Below are 14,100 nucleotides of genomic sequence, written 5' to 3' on the forward strand. Positions count from 1 at the left end.
TTCAGTACGTTTTCTCTGCCAGCTGTAAATCCGGGTGCTCTGCCAGATATTCCGGACTGACGTAAATATCCATCATATCCTGACAGCCGTCATAGTATACATAGCCTTCGGTTTGCAGCTTGCTGACTTCCTGATCCTCCCATTCCTCGTTCTGCTCAGTGCGGACAATAACGAAGTCCGTAAAGGAAGGTGGTTCCACATCATTGCTGTCCAGCAGGTAAATCTCATCCCGCTGGGCAAGGTGAGGCAGATAGAACGAATCACATGCCACAGAGGCATCTTCCGGAATCGAATCGATCAGTTCGTCCTTGATGTCATATCGTTCCCGATTGTTGTCGTACAGTTCCTTGGAACCCACATTGCCGCCCACCAGCGAAGAAAAGAACAGCAGGGCGGAGATGCTCATGAAGATCGGCAGGAATTCCTTATGCTTGCCCTTGAGTTCGGCATAGTTGATCATTGCCGCATAGATCAGGCAGGTGGTGGTACCGAACACATACTGGAAGCCGTAGTCATTGGCATAGCCATAGCCCGGTGCCAGATTCATCAGAATAAACGGAGCCAGCAGAAAATAGTGCGAGAAGTGCTTCGTCACGAACGGCAGGAAGAGCAGCGGGATCATGATGATCAGCATCAGCTTGAAATCCTTTTCGTCCACGCACTGGGTGATAAAGTACATCGGGTCAGTGATAACAGTCTTAATGATGTTGCCGAAGCTTGCACTCTTGTCAGTCATCAGATTGCCGTAGGTACGGGAGGTGAACACGCCTTCTCCGTATTTTTCCATCAGTCGGGTCACCACAACGAAGTACACACCGGAGAAGCCGGTGATAACGGCACCGTGATACCGCTTTTCCAGACGGAAAATGCAGAACAGTCCCAGAAGAACCATGTAGATCGACACGTCTTCCTTGACGATCAGAAGGAGTGCCGTCATGATGTACATCAGAACATACTTTTTCTTTTCCACCGCATAGAAGAACCACATCAGCAGCATGGGCAGGAATGCGTTTTCGTGGAAGTCATAGAAGCACGGAGCGATCAGTTCCACGCAGAACAGATAGACCACAGAGAAGCCGATCGTTGCCATGTTGGAGAACTTGAACTTCCGGCAAATGCCAACCAGCGGAATGACACCGGTTGCCACCAGAACTGCCTGTCCGATGAGCAGGGTATACGGGGTCGGGAAAATGTAGTAGAACGGCAGCAGTGTATAATAGATCGGCGAGAAGTGGACTGCAAAGTGAGAAAGCAGCTTGTCCCGTTCGCAGGTAGTGACCGGTGCGAAGCTCTCTGCCATGTTATGATACATCTGTACAAAGATGCCGAAGTCAAATGCCATGGAGCCGTAGACCTTATGCCGGTAAATGGTGAACACGGCAATGAATGCTCCCATCAGGCACATCAACACGCCAATGGTAATATAGATCGCTGCTTTCGGCAGCTTTTCCACGATCTTGAACGAGCCGTAGCGATAGGCGAACCATGCAATAATGGTGCACACCACGATAAATGCCAGTGCATAATAATAGTTGTTGGTTCTCCAGATCGTCTGGAACGCCATTGCCACAACACCGACAACCATCACAAGCCCGTCGGGTTCGCAGCGGCTTTTCCAGATACGTTTCAGCAGAAGCCGCAGCAATGTCAAAACGACAAATCCGGCAAGCACACAGAGCAATACCGGCAGCAGCGGCAGCTTGTCCACAAATTCTTCCCATTTCTCCACAGGGTTCAGGCTGCCGCCCCGAATCTCTTTCCGGTTGATCAGCAGGAACGCTGCCATTACCATGAAATAGCAGCCAACAATCCGCATAATCAGATAGGGATAGGGCAGCTTCAGCACCACTTTTTTTGCCGTCTGCAACACCTTTTTCCACTTCGGCGGTTCCGGCGGCACATCACCTTCCGCAGGCTCTGCCGCCGTTGTTTTCTCCGGAATGGAACCGGTTTCTTCTGCCGGCACTGCGGCATCAGATTCTTTCGCTTCCGGCTCCGGCGGTGTATCTCCCGCCGCGGACTGGTGCAGTTCATCTTCCAACATAGTTGCTCCTTTCTCAAGACCTCATACTGCGGACGATGCCGCCTGTATTCGGAAAACACCGCACAAGCTTTATGCGGTATTGTCCTTGTCTTTTCTTTCACAAAAATTCTCCGCTATGAACGATCACATACAACCGTCAAAACCAATGCGGATTATTTCCTATTATAGCATTTTCTCTGTAAGCTGTCAATACTCTATGAAATTTGCACTGCTTTTTTTGTGTAAAACGACAATAACTACGTTATGGAAACACTGAATAAAGCTTGTGCGGTATTGCCTTAATGGTAATCAGAAATGTGATCTTCGACAGAGAGATCTGATAGGTTTTCTGAAATGTGACAAACAGCAGCGGCACAAAGTTGTTTACCACTGCCTGCACAATATAGCCGATAAAACAGGCATACATCGTCTTTTGATAAGGGCAATACCGCACAAAGATTGTGCGACAGATGCGTCGTCAAATTTTTCGTCAGATGAAACAAAAAGCGGAGTGAATACTTGATGTATTCACGAGCATTTTTGTGAAATATGACGGGAAATTTGCAAGCAGATGGCGTGCAAAGTCGCCAGACGCTCTTTGTGCGGTATTGCCTAAGGACTTCGCACGTCAGTGACTCTCCTCGTTTCGCAGCAGTGCTTCCGGCACTTCCTCTGCCATTCTGGCATAGGCGGTCAGGCTGGGGTGCAGATGATCGCCGCTGTCATAGCCTGCTGCAAAAGCAGTAGGGTGCTCCGGATCGCAAACTGCACGGTCAAAGTCCACGCAGCCGTCAATTTCGTCGGTTGTCCGGATCCACTGGTTGACTTCGCTCCGCAGCTTTTCCCGAAAGTCTGCATAGGTTCGCCAGCCCTCGATCGGCAGCAGCGTTCCCATGTACACCCGCAGTCCGCTGGCACGGGCAGTACGGATATAGAACCGCAGCCCCTCGATCATTTCTGCCGCGGTGGGCAGGTCGCTCCACGGACGGAACCGGTTGACATCTGTTCCCACCGGATGAATAATATCGTTGATGCCGTGCTGGATCAGCACCGTGTCTGCACCGGCAACCTGAATTTCTCTGGGGAAACGGGTTTCCCCTTTCAGCCCGTAGGAATCATAGGTGATGTTGTCATACTGCCGCAGGATTCGCGTTCCGCTTGCTGCTTTCCGAATCACCGCAGTGGTACCGTCCCCGCATTGCAGAGTGCGTTCCATCAGGTAATCCGGCCACGCCTGTGCTGTGATCGAATCTCCGAAGCAGATCAGGGTACGATTTTCTGCGGCAGTCAGCACGTCAATGTCACTGAGAAAATACACCGTGTGGGTCTTTTTCGAAGTGTCCGTATCCAGCACCGCGTTGGCAGTCTGGTCACCCACTGCAAAATAGCCGCCGGACAGCGGTCCTGTAATCACTACACCAGAACGCATTTCCGTGAATTCGGCAAAGTACAGACTTACTGCAATGGCCGTTCCCTTTTCCACCGGAAACGCTGCCGCATCACTTTGCAGCCGTTCTCCTGCCGGAATTGTCACGCCGGCATTTCCGGAAAAAGTCAGCGGAACCAGTGTTTCCGGCAGAATGCCGTCTGCACCGTCCGACACGGCAACGGTGGCACCAGTCAGATGCACCGGTTCATTTCCGCAGAAGTTGTCCAATGTGATCCGCAGTGCACTGCCGTCCAGCATCATTTTTGCCGGATACCGCAGTGTCAGATTTTTCGCATAATTTTCCGGACGGCGTTCAGCAACTGAAATGGCATTGCCCCATGCCGTTACCCATTTTTCACTCATATTCTCTCTCCTGTTTTCTTCATATATATTTATGACAACACCGCACAAAGCTTGTGCGGTATCGCCTTATAGTTCACTCACTTCGCTGGAACGATAATACCGTTTTCGATATTCCAGCGGTGTCATGCCGAGTTCCTTTCGGAAGCATTGGATAAAGTGGCTCTGGGAAGAAAAGCTGTAGTATTGAGAAATTTCAGAGAATGACATTTCCGAAGTGGTGATCATCTGAGCTGCGGCATGGATTTTTTCCGCAAGGATATAGTCGTGAAGTGACTTTCCGGTTTCCTGCCGGAACAATGTGGAAAGATAGCCGCGGTTGATCGAGATCGCATCTGCGATGTTGCCGGTCTGAAGCTTTTCGTGCAGGTGAATGGTAATATAGTCGATTGCCCGAGCCACGTGCATGGAGTATGCCGCTTTTTGCAGCAGCTGCATTCTCTTGGTGAAGTCCCGCACCATAATGTTATGCAGGGCGGCAATTTCCGCAACGGTCTTGCAGTCATCAATTTTTTGAATGAACACATCGCTAAGCGTGTAGGCGATCTCCCGTTCCATGTGGTGCTCCACGCAGATCCGTGTGATCAGTGCCACCGCTACCACAAAGTGATAGCGGGCATTCCACAGGCTGTTTTGGGAAAGCTTTCCGTACTCGCTGCCGCTGTATGCGTCATCATTTTCCGGCATCAGGTATTCCTTGACGCTTTCCATATCCCCTGAAGCAACGGCATTGTAATAGCGAAACTCCTGATTATAATCCAAGTGGCAGATCTGTTCTTCCCGCTGGCGAAACAGCTGTTCCTGTAAGTCTTGATTGATATTCATATGCATAAAGCCTCCTCCCCTTTTGCATAGCATGTCCTCTATGGCAATACTGCACAACTCCCGCTTGCAGGTTTAGCATAGTGTTGCCTTTAGGAAACACTGCATAAAGCCCGCCTGACGGCTTTGCACGCAATCTGCTTGCAGATTTTCCGTCATATTGCCCAGAAATCCCTTGCCATACATCCAGTATGCCTGCGGAATTTCTGTGCAATCTGCCGAAAAATCTGACGACGCATCTTACGCACAAGCTTTATGCAGTGTTTCCTTTATTCAGCATTTCTCTTATTATACAACATTTCTGCGAAAAATGCAACAAAAACAATATACAGCACTGCAAAAAATCCGTATAATGAAATCACCAAATGCAAAACACTCGAAAAGCAATCACAGAAAGGAAGAAAAATCATGCGGAAATTAGATCATTATCTCCACGGTGTCAATCTGGGCGGCTGGCTGTCCCAGAACAGTGACACTTCTAAGGAACACTACGAAACATTCATCACCGAAAAGGATATTGCCTACATTGCATCGCTGGGACTGGATCACGTCCGCGTACCGGTGGACTACGTACTGCTGGAAGAAGAAGACGGCACCCCAAAGTCAGAGGGCTATCTCTATCTGGACAACTGCCTGCGTTGGTGCAGAACCCACGGAATCCGTATGATCCTGGATCTGCACAAAACCTTTGGCTATTCCTTTGACCCGCTAGACGAAACCGACAAGACGGTATTTTTCTATGACACGGCATTGCAGGAACGGTTTTACACATTGTGGAAAATCCTCGCAGCACGCTACGGCGGCGAACCGGAACTGGTGGCATTCGAACTGCTGAACGAGATCATTGAACCGGAGGTGGCGGAGGCGTGGAACGGCATCGCCCTGCATGCCATTGCAGAGATCCGAAAGTTTGCACCGGAAAGCTGGATCATTTTTGGCGGTGTCATGTACAACAACGTGCTGAGCGTGCCGATGCTGGCAGAGGTCACCGACCCTAAGGTTGCCTATACGTTCCACAGCTATGAGCCGCTGATCTTTACACATCAGGGTGCATATTGGGTAAAGGGTATGCCGTCGGATTTCCGGATCCCCTATCCCAACACCATTGAAAATTATCGGGAAGCAAGCAAAATGCTTTCGCAGGAGCTCGCCGGAGCAATTTTCGAGAGCGAACTGCCGGAAATGGGACCGGACTTCTTTGAAACCTTGTTCCGTCCGGCACTGGACATTGCAGAGGAACGGGACATTCCGCTGTACTGCGGCGAATACGGCGTGATCGATCTGGCGGACAACGATTCCAAGATCCGCTGGGCAACAGACATCTGTGCAGTGTTCGATAAATACGGCATTGGTCGTGCGTATTGGAATTATAAAGAAAAGGATTACGGCATTGTCGATATTCCGGACGAGAGTGTGCAGAGAGAACTGGCTGCAAAGCTGTAAGGATATTTTTGTTTTCAGGGAAAAATCTGTCTTGTATGGCGTGCAGGGCAGATTTTTTATTGCCAGCAAAAGATATATTTCTTGTTAATTTTAAGCTTACCAATATTTATTTGATCTCAGGAAAATCATTTCTTCAGAATGCTGGGGCAATACCGCACAAAGAGCGTCTGGCGACTTTGCACGCCATCTGCTTGCAAATTTCCCGTCATATTTCACAAAAATGCTCGTGAATACATCAAGTATTCACTCCGCTTTTTGTTTCATCTGACGAAAAATTTGACGATGCATCTGTCGTACAATCTTTGTGCAGTATTGCCCTGGATTTTTTTGTTGACTTAATACGAAAATTATGGTAAAATAAAATTGGAAACAATCACAACAATTTATGACTGATTGCTTTCAAAGAATTGTATGCAGGAATCTCTTGAACTCTAAGGCAATACTGAATAAAGCCGTTAGGCGTTTTCCTAAGAACCTGCTGCAAAAGAAACGGAGGAATGTTTACATGAATTTGCATTGGAAAAAAGCTGCTGCACTGCTTTTGGCGGGCGTGCTGACTGCCGGAACATTGTCAGCTTTCCCAGCGGCAGCCGAAGATGCTGTGCCGTCAGACACCGCATCTGCACCGACCGCAGCAGAAACAGTTCCGGAGGACTCCACAGAAGAAGCTTCTCCGGAACCAACAGAACCCGAAACAGACACTAACGGCGATCAGATTCCCATTGACAAGCACACACCAGACTTTTACGATGCTCTGACGGACGACACAGATGATGCCGGAGAAACAGAATCTGGTCTGACTTCAGAAGAGATCCCTTTACAGAATGATGATGCCACGACACGGGAGGATTCTTATTCCGGCACTTATGGAGAGAATATCTCGTGGACACTGGATACACAAAGCGGTCTTCTGACGCTGACAGGCTCCGGAGAAATTCAGGATGCTACTTCATATTATTCTTCAATGCCATTTTATGAGTATAAAGATGTCATTCAGGAAGTTGTTATCAGTGATGGGATCACTTCTATCGGCGATTACATTTTTTGCGAATTGGAAAAACTCAAAACCGTTACCATTCCGGATTCCATTACCAAAATCGGCGACAGAACATTCTACGGCTGCGAAAGTTTACAGCAAGTTGATCTTCCAAACACCATCACCAAAATGGGATACAGTATTTTCGATGGCTGTAAAGCACTGACCAGTGCTCATGTTCCGGAACAGATGACCACGCTGCCGTATGGCACATTCTGGGATTGCCCTCAGCTGACAAGTGTCAATCTGCCGGAACATCTGACAGAGATCGGCACCTATGCATTTACAAACTGCAGCTCCTTGACAAGTATCACATTACCGGAAACGTTGGAAACGATTCGGGAAGATGCATTCAACGGCTGTACCATGTTGGAAAGTGTTCAATTTGGTCCGAACATCCACCGTGTCGATGAAGATGCCTTTTCCGGAACCGCCATGCTGAATGCAATTGATGCAGATACGATCATACTGGGCGGTTATATTTTGTATGCGATTGATGGAACAGAAACGGACTTTACCGTACCTGACGGTGTCACTGTAATCACTGCTTCTGCCTGCAAATCTGCTCTGACTTCATTGGATCTCAATCAGACTGTTTATGTAGGCGATGCCGCATTCCGGAACTGCACAGATCTGGCATCTGTCACAGGAACGGATTCTCTGCGTAGTGTGGGACGGAAAGCCTTTGACGGAACAGCTTATCTGAATGCCATTTCAGACGATCTGGTCATGATCGGCAGCTGTCTTTACAAATATCGCGGCTCCGCAGAAGATGTTGTGGTACCGGAAGGAACAGTTTCGATCTCTCCGGAGTGCTTCAGTTTCAATACAGATATTTGTTCCATTACGCTTCCGGATTCTCTGGAACGCATTGAGTATTATGCAATGCTGGGCTGTGAATCTATGGTATCATTGGAAATTCCGGAAAGTGTTACTTATATTGGAGATCACGCCGTTGGCTATTACGTGAGCGATTATGGCGATTTTTATAGCATCGGTGGTTTTACGATCATTGGCAGTACCGGAAGCACCGCAGAAACATATGCTGCGACAGAAAATTTTTCTTTTGTCGCAAATACAGCAAACCGATTCTGCGGAGATGAACTGACATGGTCGCTGGATGCTGCCACCGGTACATTGACCATTTCCGGTGTCGGTACCATGTACGACTATGTGTCTTCACACTGGTCTGACGATGAAACTACAGCAGTTACGCCGTTTTTGACCTATGCCAATCGAATTCGCTCTGTTGTTGTAGAAAACGGTGTTACCAGCATTGGCGAAAACGCGTTTTATGGCTGCAATCGTCTGACGAGCGTTTCACTTCCGGACACCCTGTATGCGATCAATTCAAATGCATTTTACGGCTGCAGTCATTTGACCGACATTCAGATTCCAGAGGGAACAGAATTTTTAAGCGGTTCTGCTTTTAGAAACTGCAATGCCCTGCGAACCCTGCAATTTCCGGCTTCATTGACAAACTGTGAGAACGTTTCTTATTTGTATGCCTGCAATGGTCTGGAAAATTTCGTTGTTGATGCAGATAACCCCAGTTACGCTTCTGTCGACGGCATTCTCTATAACAAAAAGAAAAGCAGCCTGTTGGTCGTGCCGTCCGCATGGAATCAAACTGTACTGACAGTGCCCGAAACGGTTACGCAGATCGCAAGCGAGGCAATGGACAACAACCAGAAAGTTCAGAAAGTGATTCTGCCGGCTGGATTGACCATGATCGATTCTTACAGCTTTTATAACTGTCGTTCTCTGAAAACGATGATCTTTCAGGGAAATGCACCATCATTATATTCTACCAGCTGCCTTGGTACAAACGATCTGCACATCTATGCCCATCTTTCCTCTTCCAGTGACTGGGATTCATTAAAAAAATCGATGGACGATTCCAGTTACCGTGTCAACTGGCACGATCTGGATACCTTTGACAACACATTGAAACTCACAGCAGAAAGCACGACCCTTCATGTGGGAGAAAATGCATTGGTCACTGCATTCCTGAATCCGCTTCTTGCAGATGACATTACGTGGGAATCCTCCGATCCGAATACTGTTGTAGTGTCCAATACCGGACGCATCATTGCAGTGGCACCGGGTTCCGCAGAAATTTCTGCTTCTGCCGGAAACGGAAAATATACTGATTCTATTGCTGTCACTGTAACCGGAGAACGTTTCACCATGCCCACCAGCGGAACACTAGAGCTGGATCAGACGATTTTAAATTACACCAGCATTTCTACTACAACAATGCAGATCCCCTCTGAAAAGCTCCACGGCATTTACTTTTTACAAGGAAGTTCGCTGTTCTTCTACTCTCTGGTGACCCAGACCTATGAACAAGTCTACAATTTTTCTGACTGCACAAACGCATACACAACCGGCGATATGCTCTATGTAGTTTCTCAGAGCCGGATCTCTGTCTACGATCTGCAAACGCAGAGCCTGCTCCGACAAATTTGGGTATCCGGATATTCTGGTACAGCGATCGGTGCAGATGCACAGGGACGCATTTATTTCGCAGGATACAATACGGATAAAACCTCTAAATATCGAATCTATCTGCTAAGCCCTGAGGGCGATGTCCTTTCACAGGTCGATCCCAGCGTGAAAATCTATAACTTTGACGGTTTTGAAAGTCAGAACGGCACCTTTTACATGGAAAGCTATTATGACTATTATGCATGGGGCTATCATCACCCCGGAAAAGGACTGACAATGGGAAAGGTAGAAGAGAACAAACTGTATCTGCTGGATTCTTCCAATTCCTTTATGGAAAGCGGTCTGATTCAGCGGGATATGGACTGCCTTCTGTATCTCTGCCAAGATGCCTATATGAATCATCAGCGTTCTGCGGAAGTTCTGAATGACAAATACATTGTCGCACAAAGTGTACTGGTAGGCATGCTCTATGCCTATCAGTTCAACGGCAAGAGCATGGATACAGTTCTTTCCGTGTCGCGTCCTGTCGAAGATGATTCCAGCAGTTACTCCGATTACAACAGTATTGGTGTGCGGACTGTCTACAATGCCGCCAACGATAGTCTGATCGTCTATGCCAATAACAATACCCTGGTGGAATACCGCCTGAAGGACGGTGCAGAACTCGCCCGAAACACAACGCAAAACAATGTTTTCAACTTACTGAAAATGGATGATGTTGTCGTTGTCGTAGAAAAAGAAAACGACACCTATTCTCTCGAATTCATGGACTGGAGATCTGCAACAGAACTTTCCATTTCTGCTGAAAAAACAACGCTGAACGCCGGCGACACGGAAACACTCACCGCAGTTTCTGATGTTTCTTCTTCGGCAAAATATATCTGGAAAAGCAGTGACAGCAGTGTTGTCAGCGTCAATGAAAACGGCACGATCTCTGCATGGCATGAGGGTACCGCAGAAATCACCTGCACCAGCAAAAACGGCCTGCTTTCTGCAACAATTACAATTACTGTATTACCGCACACAAAAAGTGCGGCAGACGGCATCAAAACTACAGCGGGTGCTTCCAGCATCAATCTCTCCGCCAACAATTACAGCGGCTGGTCCAGCACTGTCAATTCCTATCTCACCAAAAATGAGGACGGTACACTGACGCGAGGAGAACATATTCGCAATAAAGGCTTTGTCATCGAACACTATTCCGCAGATTTCCAGCTGTTGGATTCCCAGACGATTTCTGATGAGTTAAAACTGTTCGGCGGTTATTACAGCGGCAGCGACTACAACTTTTTAGTCTATGGGCAGTCCAATCCTGATAATGATGACAGCGTAGAAATAATGCGTGTTGTAAAATACTCTAAGAACTGGGAAAAATTAGATTCCAAATCGATCTATGGAGAAAACACGTATATTCCATTCGATGCCGGTTCTCTGCGAATGACGGAAACTGCCGGAAAGCTTTACATCCACACCTGCCATGAAATGTACACTTCCAGTGACGGACTGAATCATCAGGCAAACATGACATTTGTTCTTGATGAAAATACACTGAAAGTTTTAGATTCCTATTCCGATGTCATGAACCTCGTACAGGCAGGTTATGTCAGCCATTCTTTCAACCAGTTTATCTGTACTGACGGAAAATCGGTCTATCGGGTGGACCACGGCGATGCAAATCCTCGTGCCGTTGCAATCACGAAATGTGATGTGGACGGAAAAATCACAGATGTCCGATACAATTATGCCTATTCCATTCTTGGCGGGATCGGAGACAATGCCACCGGTGTTTCTGTCGGCGGATTTGCCCTTTCAAAACAAAACTGCATCATTGCCGGAAATTCTGTAGATATGACAGACGAGAATAACTATTCTGCATCAGGACAGCGAAACGTCTTTGTCACCATACTCTCAAAAGATCTCAATGTTAAAAGCACCATCTTTCTTACAAAGCATACAGAAAAGGACGGCATCAGTGTACGGACACCGCAATTGGTAGCCCTCAATGAAGAACAGTTCCTTGTGATGTGGGAAGAAGTTGACAGTGAGCATAACATCACTGTCAAAGCGGTTACGATCAATAGTGAAGGAACTGCGACATCCAAAGTAGAAACCTTAAACTATCGGTTATCTGACTGTCAGCCCATTTTCAACACCAGCAATCAATGCGTACAGTGGTATGCTTCCAATAATACTGCATTGACATTCTACACGCTGGATCCCTATGGACTTTCGGAAAACAACACACTGGAAACACTGTACGGCGATGTTAATCTGGACGGCGAAATCGACATCACAGACTGCGTATTACTGAACAAATGCCTTACCGGAGCTGTGAAACTGAACAAAACCGCAAAGCGAAATGCTGACGTCGACCAGAATAATGAAATTGATACATCTGACACGATCTATCTTCTGCAATTTTTGATTCGTGTGATCGACACGCTTCCGGTTTCAAAATAATCAGGGCAATACCGCACAAAGATTGTGCGACAGATGCGTCGTCAAATTTTTCGTCAGATGAAACAAAAAGCGAAGTGAATACTTGATGTATTCACGAGCATTTTTGTGAAATATGACGGGAAATTTGCAAGCAGATGGCGTGCAAAGTCGCCAGACGCTCTTTGTGCGGTATTGCCTCGGCCAAAACTGAGGAAAACACTGAAAGTGTTGCCTTACATGTATTCATTTTTACGCGAACATAATCAATAAAAAAACGCTGAACGGTCTTATGCACAAGATCGTTCAGCGTTTTGTTTTTTAGGGAAACTGGTGTTTTCTTTACTTTGCGATCCAGCAATCCATTTCTGCCTGACCGCTGAATACAAAGTACAAATCCTGATTTCCGGTAAGTCCCTGCACCGCAGCCGAAACTTCGGACAGCTTGCCGCCTGCCGGAATCTCGGCATACCCCACAGCCTTTCCCGTAGGAGAACCGGTGCAGATCTTCACCGCACAGCCGGACTTTGAAGATGCTGTCAGAATGATCTGCGATGCACCCTTGGAAAAATCAACACCGCTGACCTTGATCCAGTCGCCCTTGTCAATTTCCGTGACAACTGTATCACCCAGTCCACGGACATTGATGCCGGCTTGGTCGGACATCATCTCCGCCGGATTCTTGACGTAGGGATTCACAGACTTCTGCTGTGCGATTCCTTTCATTGTGCCGGTAACCGTATTGATTTTCGTACCGGCCATTGTGATCTGATCCACCTGCGGACTGCGATAATTGCCCTCGATCCCCATTGCCTTTTCTACGCTGCGGTTGTGATAGAACAAGTACAACTGTCCATTTACCGCACAGATGGAATGATGATTATTGCCGTACAGTCCGAAAAACTTCCCCTGATTCGGGAACAGTTCTCCGCCGTAAGTATACGGACCGAGGGGGTTGCTGGCAGTCATATACTCAATAGCACCGCTGGTCATTCCGTAGGAATTTCCGGAAGTATTCCAGTTGGAGCAGTAGGTGTAATAGTAGGTGTCACCAATTTTATTGATACCGGAATCCTCGAACAGATACGGTGCTTCAATGGTCACCGGCGTTCCGGCAAGACTAATCATATCCTCGCCCAGTTTCACCACGCGGGAAGTTCCCGGCATAGCATCTTTTCCGTCCGGCACACCGCCGCCGAAACAGAAATAACCGGTTCCGTCATCGTCTACCATAACTGCCGGATCAAACAGCCATGTTATATCACCGCAATTGGGTGTTTCTCTGGTAATCATTGCCTTTCCCAGCGGATCGCTCCACGGACCAGTGGGGCTGTCTGCGGTCAGCACGCTGACACCATTTCCGCCGTTACAGAAATAGAGGAAAAACTTTTCCTTGCCATTGATGGTCTTGTGTGCGGCACAGGGTGCCCAGGAACAAGTTGCCCATTTGGCGATTCCCTCTGTACCTGCCACCGGAATCGCACCATGATCGGTCCAGTTTACCATGTCATCAGAGGAGATACAGTTGATCTTGTTGACTTGTGCGTAGGTATTTTCGGTGACATTTCCATTGCTGTCATACTCAATGACATCGTTGGTGGTGTAGACATACACTCTGCCGTTATACTCCATGACACCAGGGTCAGCTCCGAATCGCTGGGTAAACAGCGGGTTATTTTCCCCTTCTGCTTTATAGCTGGCAGCTGGCGTAATTCCGGCAAACAGTTTTTCCATTGCTGCTGTATCCACAGTTTTTTCTGCGATCGGAAATTCTGTGATTTTTCCCAGCAGATAATCCTGAATCAGCTGGAGATCTGTACCGTTTACGCTGCCGCTCTGGTCTACGTCTGCTGCCAGACTTGCTGCATTGCCGGAGAATGCACCGGAAACGCCCTGCCGTGCCAGTGCCAGATCTATGCCGTTAATGACACCGTCTGCATTGACATCGCCCAGATGAAACGGCTTGGATTCCCCTGCACCGAGGATGGACGTTCCGCCCACAGCACCGATTGCCTCGTCCAGATAGAAGTTATTTGTACTTTCTGCGGTTTCCACATACAGCACCATATTCGTGGCATCTTCCGGAATCTGATAGTTTTT

Annotated in this window: 7 protein-coding genes and 1 pseudogene; 2 read left to right on the forward strand and 6 right to left on the reverse strand. The window is 47.8% G+C overall.

From position 1 onward, the window contains the following. Window position 1: 1 nt before the first annotated feature. From DXB92_RS04815 to DXB92_RS04830, 4 genes and pseudogenes are all read right to left on the reverse strand, one after another. Entirely contained in the window at window positions 2–2,044 is a 2,043-nt protein-coding gene (locus DXB92_RS04815; RefSeq protein WP_117732793.1) for a DUF2079 domain-containing protein, read from the reverse strand. 280 nt (window positions 2,045–2,324) lie between these two features. Beyond that, window positions 2,325–2,450: pseudogene (locus tag DXB92_RS04820) on the reverse strand (MFS transporter); the annotation flags it as partial. A gap of 201 nt (window positions 2,451–2,651) precedes the next feature. After that, complete coding sequence (locus DXB92_RS04825; protein ID WP_117732795.1) at window positions 2,652–3,815, reverse strand: GDSL-type esterase/lipase family protein; 1,164 nt, start codon at window positions 3,813–3,815, stop codon at window positions 2,652–2,654. Window positions 3,816–3,881: 66 nt separating this feature from the next. Then, window positions 3,882–4,637 (reverse strand): AraC family transcriptional regulator, encoded by a 756-nt coding sequence (locus tag DXB92_RS04830; RefSeq protein WP_181976907.1) that lies wholly within the window; start codon window positions 4,635–4,637, stop codon window positions 3,882–3,884. A 405-nt stretch (window positions 4,638–5,042) separates the two neighbouring features. Between DXB92_RS04830 and DXB92_RS04835 the strand changes: the two genes are divergently transcribed. Together DXB92_RS04835 and DXB92_RS04845 are read left to right on the forward strand one after the other, a co-directional pair. Beyond that, window positions 5,043–6,077 (forward strand): cellulase family glycosylhydrolase, encoded by a 1,035-nt coding sequence (locus DXB92_RS04835; protein ID WP_117732799.1) that lies wholly within the window; start codon window positions 5,043–5,045, stop codon window positions 6,075–6,077. 505 nt (window positions 6,078–6,582) lie between these two features. Further along, complete coding sequence (locus tag DXB92_RS04845; RefSeq protein WP_181976908.1) at window positions 6,583–12,024, forward strand: leucine-rich repeat protein; 5,442 nt, start codon at window positions 6,583–6,585, stop codon at window positions 12,022–12,024. Between the two features lie 91 nt (window positions 12,025–12,115). Here the strand turns inward: DXB92_RS04845 and DXB92_RS13325 are convergent, their stop codons facing one another. After that, window positions 12,116–12,361: a hypothetical protein gene (locus tag DXB92_RS13325; RefSeq protein WP_147330018.1), complete on the reverse strand. Its 246-nt coding sequence runs from the start codon at window positions 12,359–12,361 to the stop codon at window positions 12,116–12,118. Continuing rightward, window positions 12,343–14,100 (reverse strand): family 43 glycosylhydrolase (locus DXB92_RS04850; protein WP_147330019.1); only part of this gene is annotated, 1,758 nt, incomplete at its 5' end. The genes DXB92_RS13325 and DXB92_RS04850, both read right to left, overlap by 19 nt.

Source organism: Ruminococcus sp. OM06-36AC (assembly GCF_003438725.1).
Taxonomy (GTDB): domain Bacteria; phylum Bacillota; class Clostridia; order Oscillospirales; family Ruminococcaceae; genus Ruminococcus_C; species Ruminococcus_C callidus.

Bases quoted from the DNA above. Each gene is read 5' to 3' on its own strand.
- DXB92_RS04815 (WP_117732793.1), bottom strand. From the start codon at position 2,044: ATGTTGGAAGATGAACTGCACCAGTCCGCGGCGGGAGATACACCGCCG.
- DXB92_RS04825 (WP_117732795.1), bottom strand. From the start codon at position 3,815: ATGAGTGAAAAATGGGTAACGGCATGGGGCAATGCCATTTCAGTTGCT.
- DXB92_RS04830 (WP_181976907.1), bottom strand. From the start codon at position 4,637: ATGAATATCAATCAAGACTTACAGGAACAGCTGTTTCGCCAGCGGGAA.
- DXB92_RS04835 (WP_117732799.1), top strand. From the start codon at position 5,043: ATGCGGAAATTAGATCATTATCTCCACGGTGTCAATCTGGGCGGCTGG.
- DXB92_RS04845 (WP_181976908.1), top strand. From the start codon at position 6,583: ATGAATTTGCATTGGAAAAAAGCTGCTGCACTGCTTTTGGCGGGCGTG.